The sequence below is a fragment of the Acinetobacter lwoffii genome (assembly GCF_024129685.1).
GTDB classification, from domain to species: Bacteria; Pseudomonadota; Gammaproteobacteria; order Pseudomonadales; family Moraxellaceae; genus Acinetobacter; species Acinetobacter lwoffii_X.
Map to the genome: position 1 here is coordinate 18,445 of NZ_JAMXXL010000018.1, position 23,528 is coordinate 41,972.

A 23,528-nucleotide genomic window follows, 5' to 3' on the forward strand; every position below is an offset into this window, starting at 1 on the left:
CTTTTCTATATGTCCCGATTAATAAGAGGAAATTCCCAAGTGTTTGGAAAAACGCAACGCGGTGTATCTGAAAGACCGAATAAGCCTAAAAAGCCACTTATTCCAACCTGGCTCGGCACACTCGTGATCATTTTAATCGTGTTAAGTTTTTTGATGGCACTGATGCTCTGGAAGCCATGGGAACCGGTCAAACCGAAAACTCAAACAAGTGCTGAATCTGTCCAAGAAGAAGATACCAATAAAGATTACCGTTTTTATGACCTGTTACCACAGCAACAAGTGACGCCTATTCCTGAACAGGCCGTCCCTGAAAACAAAAATCAGGATACGGTAGTAATTGTAGAAGCGCCTCGACCTGAAGTAGCTCCACCTGAGGCGACCACAACTGAGCCTGGTTTAGAAGCCAGTGAAGCGCCTGTTGCCGCTCCGGCCAGTTATATTCTGCAAGTCCGCAGCTTTGATGACCCGGATCAGGCCGATGCCCGCCGTGCCGAAATTATTCTCAATGGTTTATCTGCCGATGTGGTACGCAGTGTAGAAAATGGCAAAGTCTGGTATCGCGTGGTTTCAGGCCCTTATGATTCTGCAGAAGCTGCAATTATCGCACAGCAAACCTTGCAGAATAGCGGGATCGATTCCATCGTCGTGAAACGGTAAATTTCTAGAAATAAAAAAAGCGCCTGATGGCGCTTTTTTTTGAACCTCTCCCTTGCGCAGCAGTGCTGCTCATGTCCTATAAGGAGAGGAAATCCCCCTTTTTCAAAAGGGGGACTGAGGGGGATTTTTATTTATTCTAAACGAGAAAATATTTAATTCCTCCAACCTCCCTTTAATAAAGGGAGGCTAAAATCTTTAAACTGTATGCCCCAGCGCTTCACCCATATTCACCAAAGAATTGGCCTTGAATGCGGCATCCCACTGCATTTTATTTTCTTCAAATAAAATCACTGCAGTTGAACCGAGGTAGAAACGCCCCAGCTCCGCCCCTTTTTCCAGGAACAGGTCATGCTGATTGAGTTCGATCCGGCCTGAAGGCTTCACTTTGCCGGTTGCCACGGTTTCAATACCCGCCACAATCATCGCACCGACCAATACCACCGCCATACGGCCGATTTCAGTATCAAACAGACAGACCATACGTTCATTGCGTGCAAACAGGCCCGGAATATTTTCTGCGGTCACCTGATTGACCGAGAACAGCTCGCCCGGTACATATAACGTTTCAGTCAAGGTGCCAGCAAATGGCATATGCACCCGATGATAATCACGTGGCGACAAATATACGGTCGCGAATTCACCATTTTTGAATGGCTCGGCCAGTTGCGGATCAGCAATCAGGGCTTCAACGGTAAATTTCTGGCCTTTGGCCTGAAACACATCGCCATTTTCAATTTTACCCAGCTGGGAAATCGCACCATCTGCAGGCGAAACAATGCTCGTAGCATCTGGATCAACCGCACGGATACCTTCTTTTAGGGCACGCGTAAAAAATTCATTAAATGACTTGAATTTCAGGGCATTGGCCTGTTCAGCAATCGACATATCAATGCCATACTGCGCCTTAAAGGCAGTAATTGCAGCAGTTTTGATAATCGGGTTTTCGCTGGCGGCAATTTTACCCACCACCCGAGACAAGCGATGTTGCGGTACTAATCGTTGAGCTTTAATAAAAAACTGTTGTTTTAAACGTGACGTGATGCTCAAGATGGCAGCTCCCCTGTAGCGATTGGACTATCGAGGCAGTTGCCCCATTCACTCCACGCACCATCATAGGCTCGAATTTTCCAGCCCAGTAAACGACCCAGAATATAGGCCAAACCTGAGCGGTGATGGGACTGGCAGTACACCACAACGGGTTGATTCAAATCAAAGCCCAGTTGTTCCAGACGCTGCTGAGTACGTGGTAAAGGCTGTAATTTTAAATGATTTTCGCGATTAAGGGCAGTACTCCATTCAAAATGACGTGCTCCCGGAATGTGACCGCCGCGTCGAGCCGCTAAACGTAGGCCAGTATATTCATCTTGCGTGCGGCAATCCCAAATTTGAACCTGTTGATTTTCAACCTGTTGGCGCAGTTCATCATAGCCAATCTGAAAATTCGCCTGATGCTCGAGATTAACCTGCAATACGTTCTTCACTGGTGCAAACTGCTCCTGACTGGAAGAAGTCGGCAAACCAGCACCGAGCCAGGCATGAATCCCGCCATTCAACAGACTGGTATTTTCAAAACCCAGACAATGTAGGTTCCAGAGCAAACGCCCTGCCCATGCCCCGCCCTCATCATCATAAGCCACCACATGATGCTCAGGAGAAATATTCAGATAATCAATGAGAGCCTGCAAGCCTTCGGTATCCGGTAACAGTCCCATCGCCGTTTCTTCCTGACGCACCAGAAGTTTAGGCTTTAAATGCAAGGCATGCGGAATATGCAGCTGCTCATACACAGAGGCACGGCTCAGGTCGACAATACGAAGTTTTTCATGGCCCAAATAGGGAACTAAATCTTCTGCCTCAATCAGCAGGCCAAAATTAAAAGCTGCAGCGGTCATCGTTATCATGGCTATTATTGGTCAAATCCTGTTGATCTTAGCACAGCTGGTTTTTAGACTTATGCGCTTTCTTTGCAGATGATTAGCAAGATTTTAGCTAAACCCTAGTCTTAAATACTCTTGCATAAAAAAACCGCATCTGCATAGATACGGTTCTTTAAAATTATGAATTGTTCAAACTGACTTAGGCAGGTTCATTGATCTCAAAAACCTGACGCAAATAGGCCAAGAACGTATCATTATCGGTCATGGTTTTGCCCGGACTATCCGAGATTTTGGCTACTGACTGACGGTTACATTCCACCAGTTTCAGCACAATATTGAGTGGGGTTTGCCCCATATCATTGGTCAGATTGGTGCCAATGCCGAAACTGACCTGAAAACGGTCTTTAAAGTACTGATGCAATTTCCAGGCTTTTTCCAGATTCAGGCCATCACTAAAAGTCAGCATCTTGGTTTTGCTGTCTATTTTCAGCTTTTTATAATGCGCATAGGCCTTGTCACCCCATTCATAAGGGTCGCCACTATCATGACGCAAGCCATCAAACAGCTTGGCAAAGTACAGATCAAAGTCGCGCAGGAATGCATCCATCCCCACCACATCGGTCAAGGCAATACCCAAGTCACCACGATATTCCTGTACCCAGCTTTCCAGTGCAGATTTCTGGAAATTACGTAAACGTACGTCCAGCGCCTGAAAAGCTTGCAGGAATTCATGCGCCATGGTACCAATCGGGGTAATGCCCAGCTCTTTGGCTAACAGTACATTACTGGTCCCACGGAACACATGCGGTGCGGCTTTGTGAAATTCTTCGACCACATGCTTTTGCCAATCGAAACTGTAACGGCGACGCGTACCAAAATCTGACACCAAGAATGGTGGATCATTGGGGTTTTGCGCAGCATCATACTGTTTTAATAGCTCGATTTTGGCTTTTAAACGGTGTTCGCCTTCAGCCAACACTTCAGGCGTGCGAATGCGGCTGAAATACAGTTCATTGACAATCGCCAGTACGAAGATCTCGAACATCATCGCCTGAACCATCGGGCCTTCCACCACAATATCCAGACGGCCTTGACTGTCGATACTGGCCTTGATGAAACGGCGCTTGAGCTGGAACAGTTCCAGATAATCCACAAAATCGCTTTTGATAAAACGTAAGCTTCTTAAATATTGCAGTTCATCTTCTTTGAATTTTAGCTGACACAGCAGGTCCAGTTGATGATTCAGGTCATCCAGAATATCCGTCAGTGGATAGACTGTATCTTCCAGATTACGACAACGGAAATGGTAGACACTATGCGTTTGCGGAAACTTGTGTAAGACCACTTGTAACATAGTGAATTTGTACAAGTCAGTATCTAACAGAGAATGGATAATTGGAGCCATAACTAAGGGAATATCGCTGTGCTTATCTCTGCATTAAAGCATAAAAAGTCATGCAATAATGCAGGATTTACGTACAGCTGGCTGTATTTGCGACAAAAGTATCAGAAGCATAACCCGGTTTATTTCTGGGTGTTGGTCTGAGCTTTTTCCTGTTCCTGAATCAGTTTCTGTAGCTGTTTTTCCTGGCCAATGACCTTGGCAAATTCGGCTGTGGTCTTTTGTCCGGTTTTTTGCGCCTGGACATCACAGTCCACCTGACGCAACTGCTTGGCAATCGCAAATTCCATCTTGAATAAAGCCCCCATCAAGGCCGTATTGCCTCGATTGTCTCGAGCACAGCGGTCGGCACCATGTTTAAGCAAGCTGGCGACAATATCCTGATGACCATAATAAGTCGCCATCATCAGTGGTGTATAACCGTCTTTATTGCGTACATCGACCGGAAAGCCATGTTTTAAAAATTCGTTGATAACTTCGCTATTGCCAATTTTGGCAGCAGCAAAGAATAGGTCGACCAATTCCTGTTGTGAGTTCATCTGAACATGGTTCACAGTTTTAGCGGGGGAGATCTCCTTCGCGACAGTCACGTTTGCGAATGCGGAACCTATCGTGAGAATACTGGCTAAAAACACAGATGACATAACTTTCATGATGAACTCCAGCAGAAATCGAAGGGAAATTTAAGTCCTGAAAAACTGAATTATCCTGAGATGAGATGAAAAACGGAGTGCCTGTAAAACTCCCCCTAGGGTGCAGGAAAGGTTTGGAGTATTACAGGACTTTTTGGAGGTGATGCGCTATGCCCTAGTCACCAATTCCTCAAGACCAATCGGGATTAGTCTTTTAATTTTGCAGCTTTGGCTTTAACAGTCGCTAGGTTCCCATTGACCGCTTTGGTCATACGGGTACCGTAGTCCGCATCTGCCTTGTAGAAGTAAGACAACATGATGTGCTTGGTTTCTGAATCTTTCACTGCACCTAAGTCAGCAGTAAGGTTCATGATCAGGTCATCTTTCTCTTTGGCCGTGTATGAACGATACAGCTCACCTGCCTGTTTGAAGTTCTGCTCTTTCACGCCAATTTGCTGTACATGACCAGATAATGGAGTTTGAACCGCACGTGCTTTTTCAGTTGCAGCTTTTGGCTCTTTACGGCTTGGCTCATAGTTCACATCCGAGTCATGCTCAGAGATATTCATGTAGCCATCTTGGTTATTGTTGTTCACATTTACCACTGGACGGTTCACCGGAATTTGCTGGTGGTTGGCGCCTAAACGGTACATTTGCGTATCTGAGTAAGAGAAGATACGGCCTTGTAACAGACGGTCTTCTGATGGCTCGATGCCTGGTACCAGGTTACCTGGCGCAAATGCCGACTGTTCAGTCTCGTTGAAGAAGTTCTTCGGCATACGGTTCAGCGTCAAAGTACCGACTTTAGTTTCTGGAACCAGCTCAGTTGGCCAGATTTTAGTTGGATCTAGCGGATCAAAATCAAAGCTGTTTAGATCTTTAGGATCAATCACCTGAATGTACAGATCCCATTTCGGGAAATTACTCGCATAGATGTTGTTATACAGATCATTGGTCAAGTGGTTGAAATCTTTACCCTGCTGTTCAGCCGCTTCTTTTACGTTTAAGCCCTTCACGCCCTGTTTAGAACGGAAATTGAATTTCACGTACTTGTATTCGCCTTTGTCGTTATACAGTTTGTAAGCATGTACCCCAAAACCGTCCTGTTCGCGGTAGCTAGTTGGAACACCTTGCTTACCATAAACATAAGTCAGCATGTTGGTTGCCCATGGCTGGCTCGACAGGAAGTCAAACACACGGTTAGCATCTTGGACATTCGTTACTGGGCTTGGCTTCATGGCATGAATGAAGTCCGGGAACTTGATTGCATCACGGATAAAGAATACCGGTGTCTGGTTACCGACCAAGTCCCAGTTACCTTCTTGAGTGTAGAATTTCAATGCAAAACCGTGTGGGTCACGTAGAGTTTCTGGTGAACCTTTACCATGAATTACGGTAGAGAAACGTAGGAAAACTGGAGTTTTAGTCCCCGCTTTGAACAATGAAGCGAGGGTAAGATCAGATAGATCTTTGGTCGCAACGAATTCACCATATGCCCCTGTACCACGCGCATGTACGACACGCTCAGGAATACGCTCACGACCAAAACGTTGTAATTTTTGTACCAGTTGAACGTCCTGAAGGAGTACTGAACCATTTGGACCCGCAGTGATCGAGTTCTGGTTATCACCGACTGGTGCGCCATTGTCTTTAGTTAAAGGAGCAGCTTGTGCAGCTGTGACAGTTGCAATCATTGCAACCAGTAATGAACGCTTAAACATTTCTAAATCTCTCAATTTATTACCTTTCCTGCATGGGCTAAGATACGCCAACACAATAAATAGATAAAACAGATTATTTTTATTAATTCAATCGCTTTAATGGATTTAAAAAAATTAATCAATTGATTTTCAGATATTTAAAGTTCATAAAAACAGCATCTCATACTGCTCCAGATTTTATTTTTGCTACAATCACGTCCATCTATCATTAGCAGTCCATATGTAAAATGCGTGCCTTATTACAAAGAGTTTTAGAAGCTAAAGTCGTGGTCGAGGGTGAAACCACTGGGGAAATTGAAAAAGGAATTCTGGTTTTTCTAGGTTTAGGTAAAGATGACAATCTGGAAAAAGGCAAAAAGCTGATTGATAAGATATTGAAATACCGTTTCTTTGATGATGAACAGGGTAAAATGGGCTGGAACGTTGCCCAGGCCGACGGTGGTTTATTGCTGGTTTCACAATTTACCTTGATGGCACAGACCCACAAGGGTTTACGTCCAGACTTTGGCCCCGCTATGCCGCCTGCCGAGGCTAAAGCACTTTATGAGCAGCTGGTAGAATATGCCCAAAGCCAGTTTGAACATGTGCAAACCGGTATTTTTGCCGCCGACATGAAAGTGCATCTGGTCAATGATGGGCCGGTGACGTTTAATCTGGAAGTTGAATAAGTTTTAATTATTCCAGAATTCAAAAAGCCCTCATATTTGAGGGCTTTTTTTATTTAATCCTCCCCTAGCCCCTCCTTTAAAAAGGAGGGGGAACTAAGCGGAAGTTTCTTATTTACCAGTTTTTTCTTTAATAAACTGACGTACCATTTTCACTTTTTCTTTGACTGGCTTTGGCAATTTTGGTGGAATCATCTTCGCCACTTGGTTAAACCAGACCAGCAGGCCGAAGTCACCTTCCATTTTGATCGTGCCACTTTGCATGCCGGTCATAAATGCCGTCGGGTCACCTTTGACCAAGGTCTTTACACCCTGCTCACTGTCAGCAAACTGCAACACAAAATCAGCTTTTTCAGCATCACCCGAAACCGTATCGATATGACCGTTATCCACAATAATCTGACGTGCCATGCCTTCATCCGTACCAATCTGAATACGGAATTGACGTCCATGTACCAGTTCAATGAATTTTGGGCTGGTACGTGCCAACTGCTTCATACGTAAAGCTAAACCTACGACCAGTAAGTCCAGCGGATCTGTACTCATATCGACGAGAGGAAGTTTTAACACAGGAATGGACGACAGTTTCATGGAGGATGCCTATTCTAATTGTACGAAAATTGACAAATATCCTAGCATAGTTCTGGGCTAGGTGGATTATGCAGTTTGTATCATATTTCCAAACTGAAAAATGCACCCGTGGGTGCATTTTTTTCATTGCAACTTGTAGAATTAACGGCTTGAAAGCTGCTGCTGGTCGTCTTCATACACTGGCGTATGTTCGATGCAACGGCGTTTTGCCAAAGCACGCTCAGCACGACGATCTTCACGCAACAACAGGCCAGTCACGACCATCATGACCGCAGTTAACGCGCTCAGGTAACTATACGTCATTGGTAGCTCAAACCAGGTTTGAGTTCCTACACGAATCACCTCGATCAGGCCCCATACCAGCATCCCGGCCGCCATAAAGCTTAACCAGCGACGATAAGGCGAGAAGAACACAGCAAGCACAGCTACAGCGACTAAACTGAAGCCCACAATCGTTGCTAAATTCGCTGTTACCATATAACCCCCTCCATCCAGATAGATAGTTTCCGCTTGATATTGCAACGCTTCTATCTATTGAATTTCGTTAAATCAATAAAATGGAATCTGTTGATTTGTATCTCTATGCCTGCATTATGCTGAGTTTTTTGCATAAAAAAAGTCCTGTCTTCCAGCCTAACGACATACTTTGTCGCGATATTATATTGTCATTACATTTTTTGCTTTTCACATTTTTGTGGATCAATGACTGCACCAATGTTGGCGTGTCATTACAAAATTATCAGTAGTTTTTTTTAAGTTAAAAAATTATTTTTCCGTTTAAGATGATCGATGTTTTTGTAGGCAAATTTCATCGCTCACTTATGCAACTCACATCATAAGCAATAAAAAACGCGACCCGGAGGTCGCGTTTAAAATCAATCAAAGCCTGTACTTATGCACGGTTCAGGTCTTTATCATGTACACCGAGCAGATACAGCACACCGTCCAGACCGACGCTAGAAATTGCCTGATTGGCGTTTTGGCGTACCAGAGGTTTGGCACGGAAAGCCACACCAAGTCCTGCAATGGATAACATTGGTAAGTCATTGGCGCCATCACCAACTGCAATGGTTTGTTCCAGGGAAATTCCCATTTCTTGGGCGATTTCACCAAGCAAGAGTGCTTTGCGTACGCCATCGACGATATGGCCTTTGACTTCACCGGTAACTATACCATCCTGCACATCGAGCGCGTTGGCATGCACTTCATCAATATCCAGTTTAGTTTGCAGATATTCCGCAAAATACTGAAAACCGCCAGAAAGAATTGCGGTACGGTAACCCAATGCTTTTAAAGTCGAAATCAGGCGTTCAGCCCCTTCGGTAATGGTCAGGCGCTCGGCAATTTTTGGAAGTACCGAAGCATCCATCCCTTTCAATAAAGCGACACGGGCACGGAAGCTTTGCTGGAAGTCTAGCTCGCCTTGCATGGCACGTTCGGTAATTTCTGCGACCTGCTCACCGACGCCGGCTTCAATTGCCAGTTCGTCAATGACTTCCTGCTCGATCAGGGTCGAGTCCATATCAAAGCAAACCAGACGACGGTTACGGCGATAAGCATTATCTTCCTGCACCGCAACATCGACATTCAGTTCATTCGACAGGCTGAGACAGGCCGCACGCATGGCGGCTGCATCCAGCATTTGTCCACTTAAACCAAACTGGACACAAGCACGTTTTGGCCCGCTGCTCTGGCCATCTAAAACAGGGCGACCAGACAGGCGGGTCACAGTTTCAATATTAAAGCCTTGTCCCGAGACAATCTGGGTCACGGCTTGCAGATGAGAGGCATTTAACTCAGGGGCCAATGCCGTTACGATATAACGTGTGCGTCCACCCTCTTTGACCCACTGATCATATTCAGTCGCAGAGATCGGTTTAAAGCGCACAGTTAACCCGATATCATGTGCTAGAATCAGGATCTCCTTCATGGCTAATGCTGTCGCTATCTGGTCTTCAGAGGCTACAACAATACCTAAGGTTAACTGATTATGAATAACCGCTTGCCCTACATCTAAAATCTGTAAGGAATGGGCGGACAAAACCTGCATTAATCGTGTAAATTGATTAGGCTGGTCAGGTCCTAAGAATGATATAAGAATGATTTCTCGCATGAATTGACTCGGGTCTGAGCTACAACTATTGTTAGAATCATAATCGAAATTGAACAGAATTGCCTTGGAAGTTTACGTTGAATGCGCCTAGACAAGGGCTATTTGCTAGCCTATTGATTGTAAGTTTTGCTCTGCATACCTTTTTACTGGTATTGGCAACCACTCACCAACTGAATGAAAACCGTGCCAATCAGGGACAGCTGATCACCAGTCAACTGGTGACAGACAGCCTGTCTGAGCTTGAACCGCCCAACCGCGTTTCTCTGGCGTTGCTGGCAAATCGTTATGCCACCAATCCCAGTGTAGCTTCCATCCGGATTCTGGATGCGAAAGCTCAGGTTTTAGCCACTGGCGGACTGACCAAAACCCGCGAGGGTGAAGTTTTTGTCCGTGATGCGCTGCAAAATGAGAAAAAAGTCGGTGTGATTGAAATCACCCTGATTGAGCCAAGTATTGGTGAAATTCTGCGCACGCAATGGCTGGCAATTCTGTTCTCTTTCCTCATTCATGGTCTGCTCTGGGTCGCTTATCGTGCCGTGGCACGTCCAAGCCGAACCGAATATCTGGCGCGCATCAATAACGAATCGCGACTGAAATTCGAGATTCAGACCCTGACCCAGGCATTGGAACAGGAAAAGCATAATGCGGCACTGGCGATTGCCCAAGCCCAACAGGCAGTGAAAAACAAAGCCAAAGAAAAAGAACATAAGCCGGCGGTACTGGAGAGCGATAGCCTGAGCTTAAACATCCAGTTCTACGATCCAAAACAGTTACTGGATAGCGTGAATAAAACCGTTTCGGTGCCTTATTTCAATCTTTGCCAGATTTTTCTGAATAAAGCCACCGAACTCTGTGTGCAACGCTATAAGTTAAATAGTTCTGATATTTGTACCGTACATAAATTTGATGAAAAAGGTGCCACCATCAGTATCGCGGCAGACAAACCGAATGCCCTGGCCTGCCTGACCATGATCAGTGCTGTGTTCCAGCTGCTTTCGGAAGTCCTGTATAAACGCTATCGTGAAGAAAAACGTTTTGTGCTACAAACCCGCAGCGCGATTGCTTCTAAAGTCGAGGAGATGCAGCTCAGCTCGGTACAGGCCGCTGAGCGCCTGACTCAGCATCTGGTCGCGAAAGAAAGTGCCTTACATGTACCGAACACCTTGCTGAAAGATGTGAGTGATCACTTCCAGCTGGTCAGCATGCCGAATCCAACCAATGTCCTGACCCGTCACGCTTTTGTGGTGAATGGGATGGATGCTGAAAGCGCCGAGCTGGCACAGACTTTTAGAACCGAAATTCTAAAATCCAAACAGTCCAAAGCCTCATAAATATCTCTGCATGTTGCAAGTAAAAAAAGCCGGATCCAACATCCGGCTTTTTTATGGGTATAAAAAATACGCCAGTGTGTCTTGGCCTATCCCTTAAATTTTTAACTGTTTTTGTTCCAGCAGATATTGCTGGGCATTATAAGGCTGGACCGGATTCTGACAGGGGACTTTATGCCACTGACCATCGGCATCTAACTCCCAGGCATTGTGACAATCTTTTAAATAGCTGATCAGGCCATCTTTATAAATCCGTTTTTTCAGCTCTGGATCCAGCACCGGGAAACAGGTTTCGACCCTAGAAAACAGGTTGCGCCCCATCCAGTCGGCACTGGCACAATACAGTTTCTTGGCGCCGCCATGCTCAAAATAATAGACCCGGGTATGTTCCAGGAAACGTCCTACGATTGAACGTACCCGAATATTTTCCGACATACCGGTAACTTGTGGAATCAGACAGCAGATTGAACGCACAATAAGGGCAATTTTTACCCCGGCCTGCGAAGCCTGATACAAGGCAGCAATTAATTGCGGTTCAGTCAACGCATTCACCTTGATGATGATCTGCGCGGCTTTGCCAGCCAGGGCAAATGTCTTTTCCTGTTCAATCAGTTTCAACAGTTCGCTATGCAGGGTAAACGGCGCATGTAGCAGAGCTTTCAGTTTGGCCATTTTGCCCATGCCGGTCAGTTCCTGGAACATGCGGTGCACATCCTCACAGATATCCGGCTGTGTGGTCATCAGGCCGTAATCGGTGTACATGCGGGCATTACCGGCATGATAGTTTCCGGTGCCCAAATGCGCATAACGCAGTAATTCCTGATTTTCACGCCGGACGATCAGAATCATTTTGGCATGGGTTTTATAACCGACGATGCCATAGACCACCACTGCCCCGGCTTCTTGCAGGATATTGGCCACCATAATATTGGATTCTTCATCGAAACGTGCCCGCAGTTCAATCACGGCTGTGACTTCCTTGCCATTCCGTGCGGCTTCTGCCAGCACCTGAACAATTTCCGAATCCGGACCACTGCGGTACAGGGTCTGCTTGATCGCCAGCACCGCCGGATCCTTGGCCGCTTCGCGCAGCAAAGTAATCACCGGCTGGAATGAATCAAAAGGATGATGCAGCAGCACATCCTGCGCTTTCAAAATTTCAAAAATACTTTTCTGTTTACGGAAAATTTTGGGAATCACCGGACTAAAATGCGGATACTTTAATTCCGGACGCTCAAAGCTGGTACTCAGGCGGGACAAATTGATTGGTCCATCAATCCGGTACAGTTCCTGTTCCGTCAGATTAAATTCATCTAGCAAATAGTCGATAATGTTCTGTGGAGAGTCATTTTCAATTTCCAGACGTACTGCACGACCAAAGCGGCGCGAACACAGTTCGTCTTTTAAGGCTACGGCCAGATCGTCAACATCTTCCGACAATACTAGATCGGCATTGCGGGTGACTCGAAAGGCATAACATCCGGTCGCTTTCATGCCCGGGAACAAATCACTGATATGCTGCTGGATGATCGCAGTCAGAAAAATCTGGGTGGTATTGTTTCCGGTGACGTCTTCCGGAATTTTAATCAGGCAGGGTAAGGAACGTGGTGCCGGCACAATTGCCATCTCGATTTCACGGCCAAAGGCATCTTTACCTTCTAGGCTGATAATAAAGTTCAGACTTTTATTCACCAAACGTGGAAAAGGATGTGAAGGATCCAGGCTGATCGGGGTCAGTACCGGTTGCACTTCTTTGGCAAAAAAGGCTGCAATCCAGGCCTTATGTTTTTCCAGAAGATCCTGATATTGAAGAAACTGAATACCCTGCGCCTGGAGTTCAGGCAGAATTGCATGATTCAGCACCTCATACTGCTTGTTCACTGTGGCATGAATGGACTGGGACAGTTGTTGTAGAACCAGCTCGGTAGGTACAGCATCAGGCGTCCGGGTAGTCGCATTCAGGTCTTGCTGTTTCATCAGCCCGGCAATCCTGATTTCAAAGAACTCATCCAGGTTACGGGAAAAAATAATCAGGAAGTTTAAGCGCTCTAAAATCGGTAAATTCGGATCGAGTGCTTGTGCCAAGACACGACGCTGAAATTCAAATAAGGAAAGTTCCCGATTAAAATAGGTCGCTGACGAATGCTGAAATTGTTCCATGCCCTCTCAATGCTGCTGATTACAGTCTGTTGTTTCACATCATTGAGGGGCGATCTTAGGCAGACTTCATGACACTTATGTTACAAAGCTCGATAAATCCATATAAATTAATATTCTAACTTTTTCACATTACAAAAAATCTGGTTCCCAGCTTTTTTTTGCTGTCATCAAACGGCAATTAGGTGTCCGTTTTTTCAGTTTGTCTGGCAGCCCAATAAGTGGCTAAAGCTGGTCCTGAAATATTATGCCACAGGCTAAAAATGGCGCTTGGCAAAGCCGTCATTGGAGATGCAGCAAAATGGGTTGCCGCCAAAGCCACACCCAGACCAGAATTCTGCATCCCGACTTCAATGGATACTGCACGACAGTCTATTTCTGCCAAGTGAAATATACGACTGGCCCAATAACCCAGTAAATAGCCCATACCATTGTGTAAGGCCACGATTCCTAAAATCATTAAACCGGACTCCAGAATCTGGGTTTTGCTGCCGGCAATAATCGCCGCGACAATTGCCACAATCGCAATTACAGAAATTAACGGCATTACCTGAATATAGGCCGTGACTTTTTGCTTGAGTAGCGCCCGTACGATTAAGCCCAGAATAATCGGGAATAACACCACCTGTAAGATCGACACCAGCATCGACCAGGCATTGATTTCAATCCACTGACTGGCCAACAAGTAGAAAATGGCCGGAGTTAGAATGGGCGCCAGTAACGTAGAAACCGAGGTACAGGCGACAGACAAGGCAGTATTGCCCTTGGCCATATAGGTAATCACATTGGATGCAGTTCCGCCCGGACAGCAACCCACCAAGATTACCCCGATGGCAATCTCTGGTGGCAGCTGGAACAGCTTGCACAGCAAAAAGGCCAAACCCGGCATCACCATAAACTGGGCGACGACGCCAATCGCTACTGCCTTCGGACTTTGCAAGACACTTTTAAAATCTCCGACGGTCATGGTCATGCCCATGCCGAACATGATGATGCCCAACATCCACGGAATATAAGCCCGTAACCAGACAAAAATTTCAGGGATCATCAAGGCAATGCCGGAAAAAAGCAGCACCCATAAAGCAAAGGTTTTTTGGACAAATTGGCTAAACTGGAGCAAGGCTGACATGGGTTTCATCCAGGTGACATTAAGGGAGAAAAAGCAAGATAAAACAGGCACCCGTTGATGCCTGAATTTTTATATTCAAATATAAATAAGATCAAAGGGATATTAAGTTCTATCCCTATCCAGTGTTAAGCTGCTTGAACAATATCTTTCACATAGATACGTTTCACGCCATGCGACAGCATATCTTGCCAGGCATGTTGCAAGGAACCATTCAGGTCAATGCCCTTGGTGGCATCGGCAATCACATAGGTTTTAAAGCCCAGTTTGCAGGCATCGATTGCAGTCCAGGCCACACAAAAGTCCGTAGCAATCCCGACCACAAATACGGTATCAATCCCACGTTCACGCAGATAGCCAGCAAGACCCGTCGGGGTTTTCTGGTCAGCTTCCATAAAGGCCGAGTAACTGTCGATCTGGGAATGAAAACCCTTGCGAATGATGAGTTGTGCTTGCGGTAAATTTAAATCCGGATGCAGTTCGGCATCGCGTGTCCCTTGCACACAATGCTTTGGCCATAAGACCTGAGTGCCATAATCCAGCTGAATGCTGTCATAGGCTACTTTGCCGGGGTGGTTGTCTGCAAAAGAAATATGGTTATCCGGATGCCAGTCTTGGGTCAGGATAATATGCTTAAAATGCTGCCCCAATAGATTAATATTTGGAATAATCTGGTCAGCATTGGCTACAGCCAGATTGCCTCCCGGGGTAAATCCTCTTTGTACGTCTACGACCAGTAAAGCAACATTATTCTGCATCTGTTTTCATCCATTGAAATCTCGATTTATGCCCAAGCATAGCGCAAAATACCTCAGGATTTTTAGCTCTACGGTTAAAAATGGCATGACTGTGTATTCTCGGCATGTGTATATGAGCAGATCAATAGATTCATTGTTTTTGACAAATATGAGATGAGTTCCGGGCTTGTATCAAGCTAGATCTCTGCAAAAAAAATAAGTTTTAAGATAAAGTGATGAGTCTTTTTAATAATAAAACAGTGTATTTAATTCTTAAATTCTGAAAATAAAAAAGCCTGCAAGAGCAGGCTTTTTTAAATCGTTGAACCTTACACTTTAGTGCGGTTCACCAGGAACAGCATACATAATGCAGAGATGATGATACATGGGATCGCAGCGCTAATGACTCCCGCAGCACCAAAACCTGCTGTCAATAACTGACCGGCAATGACTGGACCCAGCATGGCACCGATACGGCCAACTGCAGACGCAACACCAACACCAGTACCACGCACTTCAGTCGGATAAACGATACTGCCAAAGGCATACAGTACGCCCTGACAGCCAATGACAAAAGCACCGGCCAATGCGGCTGCCATATACATCTGGTTCAGCGAGCTTGCACCATTCAGCGCCAGTAGACCTGCCAGAATGCCCCCGTACATCAACAGGATCACATAGGCTTTCTTCCAGCGGTCGGTCAGCATACCCAGAATAATCGTACCTAGGGTCGCTGTAACCATGAAGTAGAATTGTGCGGTTGAACCATCTTTACGTGTGAAGCCGAGTTCCATAAACAATGATGGCAACTAGCTCAACATGATGTAAACCACCATCAAGGTAAAGAAGTAACTCACCCAGATACATAGCGTACGTAACAGGTTGTCCGAATTAAACAGGTCCTTGAATGAACCCTGCGGTGCAACAGCAAGCTCTGCAGCCGTTTTATTCTGTGCTTTCAGGTATTCCTTCGATTCAGGCAAAAATAGCATCATCAGCGGAATGGCAAAAATCGGTAACAGGCCACCGAGATAGAAAACATTTTTCCAGTTGGCGCCAAATTCAGTCGCCGCAATTAAAGATAAAATTGCTGCACCAACTGGCATGCCACAGTACATCAAGCCCACTGCACGACCACGATTTTGTGGAGAGACTGCTTCAGAAGCAAGTGTGATCAGAATTGGCATCGCGCCGCCCAGACCTGCTCCAGCCAGGAAACGCACTGCCAGCAAGCTGTTAAAGCTATTGACCCAGACGGTACATAAGGTAAATACAGCAAATACTGCTGTCGACCAGATCAAGACTTTCTTACGGCCAATGCGGTCCGCAAATCGCCCACCAACCAGTGCACCCGGTAATAAACCCAGAATCCCTGCACTAAAAAACACACCCAACTGGGAACTATCGAGACCAAAATGCTTACGAATACCTGCAGCAGCAATTCCGGCTGCCTGAATATCTAAGCCTTCAATCACCGCAATCAGAAAACAGATCGCGACCGTGACGATAGCATGCTTATTGTCTGATTTTTCCATTGGATTATCCTTGTTCAATCAGCGTTACAAAAGACAGCCATCATCTATGAGCCTGATTGCAGAAATAACTATCAATAAGTTGAACCTTTTGCTTAGATATTCCCAAAGGAGTAGAGGCAGATAAAAATAGGATAAGACCAGATAAAGTCGCAAAAACACTTAATCAGAACACCATAAAGTTCAAGACCTAGACTTTAAGGCTTATACATCAAGTTAAAAAATTAACCGATAAGAAAAAAAATTCTCAATTTATTGATATTTAAAAAAGATTAGTCTTAGTCGTTTTTGGCTTTATTTGTTTTGGTGCGAGAGTGCGATCAAGATGTACGAGGTCTCAATTTATCCAATATAACTATTAATCCAAAATTAAAAGGCATAAAAATGGCAGTTTTCAGCTGATCTTTTTTGCACAAGCCTTATCATTATTGGGTTCATTTGGGGTAATCTCCTCCATTGTCTAGACTGGAGACATAACTTTGGTCTCAGGATTTTGCTTTATAAATCATCTTATTTATTACTTGATTGTTTCCAAAAGGCTTTGTATAAAGAATTCAGTAGCTTTTACTAAAGCATATTGTTCTTATGCGTTTGATCAGTCATAATTTGCATAAGCAATATTCAATTCAATGCAAATCTATTGAATTTGCTATAAATCAAAATACAAATCCATCCCAATTTATGTTTTCTCATTCCTTTCGGATGGACAAATAGGATAGTTTTTTAAAATGACTCAGCAAGCACAGACCATTCAAGGTTCCATAGTCGCAATCGTCACCCCTATGTTTGAAGATGGCAGCGTAGATTGGAAGGGTCTCGAGAAGCTGGTTGAATGGCACATTGCAGAGGGCACCAACAGTATTGTCGCCGTTGGAACAACAGGCGAAGCCTCTACTCTCAGTATGAGTGAACACACCCAGGTGATCAAAGAAATCATTCGTGTGGCCAACAAACGTATTCCTATTATTGCCGGCACAGGTGCAAACTCGACCCGTGAAGCGATCGAACTGACCCGCGAAGCCAAAGAGCTGGGGGCAGATGCCGCTTTACTGGTGACGCCATATTATAATAAACCGACTCAGGAAGGCTTGTATCAGCACTATAAAGCTATTGCTGAAGCCGTTGATCTTCCACAGATTCTTTATAATGTTCCGGGCCGTACCGGTGTGGATATGGCCAATGAAACCGTGATTCGCCTGGCGGATATTCCACAAATTATCGGTATTAAAGATGCGACTGGCGATGTACCGCGCGGTGCTGAACTGCTGCAAGGCCTTGTCGGTAAAGATATGACTGTTTATTCGGGTGATGATGCAACTGCGTATCAACTGATCGGTCATGGCGCCAAAGGTAATATCTCGGTCACGGCGAACGTGGCTCCGAAAGCCATGAGCGAAGTGTGTGCAGCTGCGATTGCCGGTGATGCAGCCACAGCTGAACAGTTAAATGCTCAGGTTGCAAATTTACACAATATTTTATTTTGCGAATCGAACCCAATTCCTGTGAAATGGGCACTCCATGACATGGGCTTAATTGGTACGGGTATTCGCCTTCCATTAACACCACTTGCAGAACAATATCGCGCTCCGCTTCATGAAGCACTGGTCGAAGCGGGCGTTATCAAATAAAAGAGCACAAGATTATGCAATTACGTTTAGGACTTAGCCTTACACTTTCAGTATTCAGTTTGGCAGGTTGTAGTTCAATGGCCTTTAATAACGGCACTTTAGACTATAAAGAGACTACTACCCTGGAAGCTTTACAATATCCTGAAGGCGCCATGGTTCGTCCTGCAACGCCATTGTATCCTGCTCCAACAGTTGATCCGCTTGCAATTGAACATGCACCGAAGCTTGAAAACCAGCGTGGCAACCGTTTTGCCTTGCCACGCCCACAAGCCCAGACTGAAAACTCAAATACAGCTGATCTAACCGAAACCAATACGGTGGGTCGACCACAGTTGGTCACTGACGGAAATCTTAATCCGCTGCTTAAAATTGAGGGAAATTCTGCTACAATTTGGCAATATACACTTGCCACCCTCAGCAGTCTGAATCATAGCATCGTTGCGCAGAGCAAAAATCGTTATGAAGTCACGATTAAGGTTGATCAGCAGATCTATGTATTAAGATTATCTTCTGTCGGTTCAAGTAATAACCTCGCTGTGTTCAATGCCGATAACAGTTTTGCCGACCGTGAAAAAGCTGCAGAACTGCTCAACCAGATTTACCAAAATTGGCCAGCCTAGACATTTCTAGGCATTTTTTTTGTAAAAGGTTCCCTCATGTTAAAACAAACCTTGCTCTATACTGGTAAAGCGAAATCTGTCTACACCACAGACAGTTCAGACCATCTGATTTTAGTCTTTCGCGATGATGCCTCAGCATTCAATGGCGAAAAAATTGAGCAACTAGATCGTAAAGGCAAGGTGAACAACCGTTTTAACGCCTTCATTATGGAAAAACTGGCAGAAGCGGGAATTGAGACCCACTTTGAAAAGCTATTGACTCCAAATGAAGTGCTGGTAAAAAAACTGGATATGATCCCGGTTGAATGTGTGATCCGTAACTATGCAGCAGGTTCTTTATGCCGCCGCCTGGGTGTGGAAGAAGGCAAGGAACTGACTCCTCCAACATTTGAATTGTTCTTTAAAGATGATGCGCTTGGTGATCCAATGGTCAATGAGTCACAAGCCATTGCTTTAGGTTGGGCAACTGCTGAACAATTGGCGAAAATGAAAGAATTGACTTACCAAGTGAACGACGTGCTTAAAGCATTGTTTGACGCAGGGAATATGATTCTGGTTGATTTTAAGCTTGAATTCGGCGTGTTCCACGACCGTATCGTACTTGGTGATGAATTCTCTCCAGACGGTTGCCGTCTATGGGACAAAGACACCAAGAAAAAACTAGATAAAGACCGTTTCCGTCAAGGTTTAGGCGGCGTAGTTGAAGCCTATGAAGAAGTAGCTGGCCGTTTAGGTATCAATCTAGACAACATCTAATCTGTAAATGCGCAGATTCGAAAAAACCGAGCTTTTTAGCTCGGTTTTTTATTTCCGGCTTTTAATCGGAAAAATAAATTTTTATTATTAAAATGATCGTTTTTACATCAAAAACCACATGCATTAATATTATCACATACCAGGCAAATCAGTGAGTTGACGCACTTTACTCCATATTTTCCGACCAAATTTCTCCTCTACCCTCTAGGATGTTATCTTCCTCAAAAACATCCTACTTTCAGCCCAATTCGCCTTGAATTGGGCTTTTTTTTTAATCTGTTCAATTAGTTGGGATACCCAGCTTTATTGCTGCTGTTGTTGCTGTTGCCAACGGCGTTGCTGTAAACGCTCCCCTTCAACTTCACGTTTATTACGTGCTGATTCATACAGTTTGGTATCCTTCAGTTCTGGCGGCATATATTCCTGTAGCACAAAATGCTCAGGATAATTATGCGGATACAGATAATCCACGCCATAGCCCTGCTCTTTCATCAGCTTGGTTGGCGCATTTCTTAAATGCAAAGGCACTGGCAAATTTGAAGTTTTATCTGCGAGTTCCATCGCCTTGTTAATCGCCAGATAGGTACTGTTACTTTTAGCACTGGTCGCCAGATAAACTGCACATTGCCCCAAAATAATCCGGCATTCTGGCATTCCCACGGCCTGCACCGAACGGAAACATTCCCCTGCCAACAGCAAAGCATTCGGATTCGAGTTGCCGATATCTTCAGATGCGGCAATCAGCATACGCCGTGCAATAAACACCGGATCTTCACCGCCTTTGAGCATGCGTGCCATCCAGTACAGGGCTGCATCCGGATCACTGCCGCGAATCGACTTGATAAAGGCCGAGACCAGATCATAGTGCTGCTCACCGGACTTGTCATAACGGGCGATATTCTGCTGTGCGACTTTCACCACGACTGCATTGGTGATGATATTTTCCATATCCGCTTCAAAGGTACTGGCGATCAGATCCAGTAAATTTAGTGCCTTACGGGCATCTCCTGCTGCGAACTGGATCAGGGCATCAAATTCTTCAATCAGGATATGTCTTTCCTGCAAGAAAGAATCATTTTGCAAGGCTTGTGTCAACAAAGTCTGAATCGATTCAGCGCTCAATGCATTCAGGCTATACACCTGACAACGTGACAATAAGGCACTATTCACTTCAAAAGACGGGTTTTCCGTGGTAGCACCAATTAAGGTAATTTTCCCTTTCTCGACCGCATTTAATAAAGCGTCCTGCTGGGATTTATTAAAGCGATGAATTTCGTCAATAAACACCACTGGCGTCAGCAAATCGCCACATTCTGCAATGATTTCACGCAGCTCTTTCACGCCGGTATTCAGTGCAGACAGGCTGATAAAAGGCCGGTCTACCGCTTGAGCCAGCAGTAAGGCAATGGTGGTTTTTCCGACTCCGGGAGGTCCCCAGAAAATGATCGAAGGTAGATGCCCCTGATCAATCATCTGGCGTAAGGGCGCCTGCTCACCCAGCAAATGTTCCTGCCCGATAATCTGTGTAAGGTCGCGTGGCCGTAAGCGTTCTGGAAGCGGGATATGACTATCTGACATGTTATTATTGGCTCAAACTAAATTCTGATCTCATTCTAACACCAGCAGTTTTGATTCCAAGAATGCAAACATCAAGCATAAAAAATTAATTTATGGAGATATCCTCTATTTTTTTAATTCTGAATGAATTAATCTCTATAAAGGCGAATAATTTGAACATGATTAATTGTGAATTAATTACAGTGTAATTTTCATATTGTTTATTCTAATTAAAAGAAACTTATCTCGCCCCTTGGGCACTTTTGGGTTGTAGTGGTGAATGCATGAAGCATGATAAATTTGAACAGGGAGCTGTGAGTCGGTCTAAGCCACTGACGTCATCATCACTGATTGCACCCCACGCTCACTTGTCTGAATCGGTTTTGTTAAAAAATCTGATCGATGCCTTACCGCAACCCTTGTGGGTCAGCAACAAAAAACATCTGCAATATTTTAACGATGCCTTAACTGATTATCTTGGCGTGAACCTGAATGAACAGGGTCATCCGCAATGGCAGAGTTTTATCCATGCAGAGGACCTACAGTTGTTTTTAGCGCAGTGGCATGCTGCGCTGGATCAGCATCAGAATTTTGAAACCCAGTGCCGGATTAAACGCAGTGATACCCATTATCGCATGTGTAGCCTGGCGGTAAAATTTCATCATGAACCTGAACATTTGCTGCAATGGGCCGTTTCCCTGACCGATGTGCATGATTATTTTGAAATCCAGCAACAGCTTTCTCAAATTGTTTCAACTCAGGAAAACATGCTGGATGCTAGCGCAGACTGCATTAACATTATCAGTCCTGAAGGTGAGATTCGGCATAGTAACTCTGGCTGTCTGGCACAAGCAAATGAGACCGCAGGACAAAATCAAGACCGTTCATTGTGCTGGTTAAATCGCTTAACCCCTGAAGCCCGAAAATCTGGGCAACGTGCTCTGAAACAGGCTGCCCAAGGCTTAAACAGTCGTTTTTCTAGCAAAGTTCAGATTAAAGATCAACCAATCCAATATTGGGATCATCTGCTCACCCCGATTCTGGATCAGCAGAATATTACCCAAAATATTCTCTGTGTATCACGCAATATTAGTCAGCAAAAAATCGCAGAAACCCGTTTAAAAGAAGTAGTTAAACATGATGAACTGACTGGCCTGTATAATCGCAGTACCTTCTATAAAACCTTTAAACAGGTACTGTTAAAGGCCAAACAACAGCAGACCATGGCGGGTTTACTGCTGATTGATCTGGATTATTTCCGGCATATCAATGATACCTTGGGCCATATTGCCGGCGATCATCTGTTACATGTCTTGGGCAAACGTTTCCAGACCTGCTTCGGGCCAAATACCATCATCGCCCGTTTGGGTGGCGATGAATTTGCCGTACTGGTCAAAAATTTGGAAAGTGAAGAACAGCTGCTGGCAACGGCGCAAATGGCCTATGCCCAGCTGGATCAGCCCATCAATTATGTCGGCAATAGCATCAGCAGTGCCATGAGTATAGGCTGTGCCATCTATCCACGTGATGCCTTAAATACCTCGAATCTGCTGAAGTGTGCCGATATCGCCTTAAATGACCTGAAAAATAGTGGTCGTGGTGGCATCCGCATGTTTAATCAGGAAATGTGCGGGTCATTGGAAAATATGACCAAGCAGCTGACTCTGGCACGCAAGATTATTCTCGCCGATCAGATCATTCCCTATTACCAGCCTAAGGTCCGTCTTTCTGATGGTGCAGTGATCGGTTTTGAAGCGCTATTACGCTGGCAAGATCAGAATCAGAACATTCAGTTACCTTCCGAAATTTTTGGTGCCTTTCAGGACTATGAGCTGGCCTCACGCATCAGTGAGACCATGCAGCTAAAAGTCTTTGCAGATATGAGCCGCTGGCAGGCACAAGGTCTGGATCTGTTACCGATTTCAATCAATGCTGCACCAGTTGAATTCCTGCGCGATGACTATGCCGAAAAACTGTTGGCACGCCTGTCCAATTTCGATATTCCGGCCCACAAAGTTGAACTGGAAATTACCGAACAGAGCCTGTCCGAACATGGCGCCAATTATGTGGTCCGTGCCCTGAACCTGCTGAAACAGGCCGGAATCCAGATCTCACTGGATGATTTCGGCACCGGACATTCTTCGCTGACCCGCTTGCAGGACTATCCGGTCGATTGCATCAAGATTGACCGAAACTTTGTAGAGCGCATGAACAGTGACCCATCTGCCCTGGCTATTGTCAAAGCCATTACTCAGATTGGCTCCAGTATTGCACTGGATGTTCTGGTGGAAGGGATTGAGAATACAGAACAGCTGGATACCCTGATCCATTGTGACTGTCGGATAGGACAAGGATTCTATTTCTATCGCCCGATGGCCGGTGCTTTGGCCCAGGCCCTACTCCATCCGGCAGATCAATAAACGAATCAC

At 45.2% G+C, this 23,528-nt stretch carries 19 protein-coding genes and 1 pseudogene; 7 read left to right on the plus strand and 13 right to left on the minus strand.

Going from position 1 to position 23,528, the window contains the following annotated elements; genetic code table 11:
• The first annotated feature begins 39 nt into the window (after positions 1–39).
• The gene (locus NI464_RS09760) at positions 40–657 is read left to right on the plus strand and encodes an SPOR domain-containing protein (RefSeq protein WP_004281265.1); all 618 of its coding nucleotides are present in this window, start codon (positions 40–42) and stop codon (positions 655–657) included.
• 195 nt (positions 658–852) lie between these two features.
• On the opposite strand, the gene asd is transcribed toward NI464_RS09760, so the two are convergent.
• The 5 genes from asd to NI464_RS09785 all read right to left on the minus strand — a co-directional run bounded on the left by asd (position 853) and on the right by NI464_RS09785 (position 6,289).
• Complete coding sequence (gene asd / locus NI464_RS09765) at positions 853–1,704, minus strand: archaetidylserine decarboxylase (protein ID WP_004729088.1); 852 nt, start codon at positions 1,702–1,704, stop codon at positions 853–855.
• Entirely contained in the window at positions 1,701–2,549 is an 849-nt protein-coding gene (locus tag NI464_RS09770; protein WP_253138263.1) for a sulfurtransferase, read from the minus strand. The genes asd and NI464_RS09770 overlap by 4 nt, the downstream gene beginning before the upstream one ends.
• A gap of 184 nt (positions 2,550–2,733) precedes the next feature.
• Positions 2,734–3,939, minus strand: coding sequence for a nicotinate phosphoribosyltransferase (pncB, locus tag NI464_RS09775; protein ID WP_004729084.1), 1,206 nt, complete (start codon positions 3,937–3,939; stop codon positions 2,734–2,736).
• Positions 3,940–4,058: 119 nt separating this feature from the next.
• Positions 4,059–4,589, minus strand: a complete 531-nt coding sequence (locus NI464_RS09780; RefSeq protein ID WP_253138264.1) for an ankyrin repeat domain-containing protein — start codon at positions 4,587–4,589, stop codon at positions 4,059–4,061.
• Positions 4,590–4,774: 185 nt separating this feature from the next.
• A complete protein-coding gene (locus tag NI464_RS09785; RefSeq protein WP_253138279.1) occupies positions 4,775–6,289 on the minus strand; it encodes a catalase in 1,515 nt (504 codons plus the stop codon).
• A 227-nt stretch (positions 6,290–6,516) separates the two neighbouring features.
• Here NI464_RS09785 and dtd point away from each other — a divergent pair, with 227 nt between their 5' ends.
• On the plus strand, positions 6,517–6,957 hold the full coding sequence (dtd, locus tag NI464_RS09790) for a D-aminoacyl-tRNA deacylase (protein WP_005245638.1): 441 nt from the start codon (positions 6,517–6,519) through the stop codon (positions 6,955–6,957).
• Positions 6,958–7,065: 108 nt separating this feature from the next.
• Here dtd and NI464_RS09795 read toward each other — a convergent pair whose 3' ends face one another.
• The 3 genes from NI464_RS09795 to serB all read right to left on the minus strand — a co-directional run bounded on the left by NI464_RS09795 (position 7,066) and on the right by serB (position 9,658).
• Complete coding sequence (locus NI464_RS09795; RefSeq protein ID WP_253138265.1) at positions 7,066–7,545, minus strand: SCP2 sterol-binding domain-containing protein; 480 nt, start codon at positions 7,543–7,545, stop codon at positions 7,066–7,068.
• 141 nt (positions 7,546–7,686) lie between these two features.
• Positions 7,687–8,022, minus strand: a complete 336-nt coding sequence (gene aciT, locus NI464_RS09800; protein WP_004647188.1) for a ciprofloxacin tolerance protein AciT — start codon at positions 8,020–8,022, stop codon at positions 7,687–7,689.
• Between the two features lie 415 nt (positions 8,023–8,437).
• The gene (serB, locus tag NI464_RS09805; protein WP_005245635.1) at positions 8,438–9,658 is read right to left on the minus strand and encodes a phosphoserine phosphatase SerB; all 1,221 of its coding nucleotides are present in this window, start codon (positions 9,656–9,658) and stop codon (positions 8,438–8,440) included.
• 77 nt (positions 9,659–9,735) lie between these two features.
• Between serB and NI464_RS09810 the strand changes: the two genes are divergently transcribed.
• Positions 9,736–10,989, plus strand: a complete 1,254-nt coding sequence (locus tag NI464_RS09810; RefSeq protein ID WP_253138266.1) for a hypothetical protein — start codon at positions 9,736–9,738, stop codon at positions 10,987–10,989.
• 93 nt (positions 10,990–11,082) lie between these two features.
• Here NI464_RS09810 and ppk1 read toward each other — a convergent pair whose 3' ends face one another.
• The 4 genes and pseudogenes from ppk1 to mhpT all read right to left on the minus strand — a co-directional run bounded on the left by ppk1 (position 11,083) and on the right by mhpT (position 16,541).
• Positions 11,083–13,146, minus strand: a complete 2,064-nt coding sequence (gene ppk1, locus NI464_RS09815; protein WP_253138267.1) for a polyphosphate kinase 1 — start codon at positions 13,144–13,146, stop codon at positions 11,083–11,085.
• 178 nt (positions 13,147–13,324) lie between these two features.
• A complete protein-coding gene (locus NI464_RS09820) occupies positions 13,325–14,272 on the minus strand; it encodes a bile acid:sodium symporter family protein (protein WP_253138268.1) in 948 nt (315 codons plus the stop codon).
• A gap of 125 nt (positions 14,273–14,397) precedes the next feature.
• Positions 14,398–15,027, minus strand: coding sequence for a bifunctional nicotinamidase/pyrazinamidase (pncA, locus tag NI464_RS09825; RefSeq protein ID WP_005105311.1), 630 nt, complete (start codon positions 15,025–15,027; stop codon positions 14,398–14,400).
• Positions 15,028–15,335: 308 nt separating this feature from the next.
• Positions 15,336–16,541 (minus strand): annotated as a pseudogene (gene mhpT / locus NI464_RS09830) (3-(3-hydroxy-phenyl)propionate transporter MhpT).
• A 725-nt stretch (positions 16,542–17,266) separates the two neighbouring features.
• On the opposite strand from mhpT, the gene dapA reads away from it, so the two are divergent.
• The 3 genes from dapA to purC are packed head-to-tail and all read left to right on the plus strand — an operon-like array spanning position 17,267 to position 19,542.
• Complete coding sequence (dapA, locus tag NI464_RS09835) at positions 17,267–18,166, plus strand: 4-hydroxy-tetrahydrodipicolinate synthase (protein WP_004281249.1); 900 nt, start codon at positions 17,267–17,269, stop codon at positions 18,164–18,166.
• Between the two features lie 14 nt (positions 18,167–18,180).
• Positions 18,181–18,786: a hypothetical protein gene (locus NI464_RS09840; RefSeq protein WP_004281248.1), complete on the plus strand. Its 606-nt coding sequence runs from the start codon at positions 18,181–18,183 to the stop codon at positions 18,784–18,786.
• A gap of 36 nt (positions 18,787–18,822) precedes the next feature.
• Positions 18,823–19,542 (plus strand): phosphoribosylaminoimidazolesuccinocarboxamide synthase, encoded by a 720-nt coding sequence (gene purC, locus NI464_RS09845; protein WP_004281247.1) that lies wholly within the window; start codon positions 18,823–18,825, stop codon positions 19,540–19,542.
• Between the two features lie 303 nt (positions 19,543–19,845).
• On the opposite strand, the gene NI464_RS09850 is transcribed toward purC, so the two are convergent.
• Complete coding sequence (locus tag NI464_RS09850) at positions 19,846–21,120, minus strand: replication-associated recombination protein A (RefSeq protein ID WP_253138269.1); 1,275 nt, start codon at positions 21,118–21,120, stop codon at positions 19,846–19,848.
• 263 nt (positions 21,121–21,383) lie between these two features.
• On the opposite strand from NI464_RS09850, the gene NI464_RS09855 reads away from it, so the two are divergent.
• Entirely contained in the window at positions 21,384–23,519 is a 2,136-nt protein-coding gene (locus NI464_RS09855) for a putative bifunctional diguanylate cyclase/phosphodiesterase (RefSeq protein WP_253138270.1), read from the plus strand.
• Positions 23,520–23,528 lie beyond the last annotated feature (9 nt).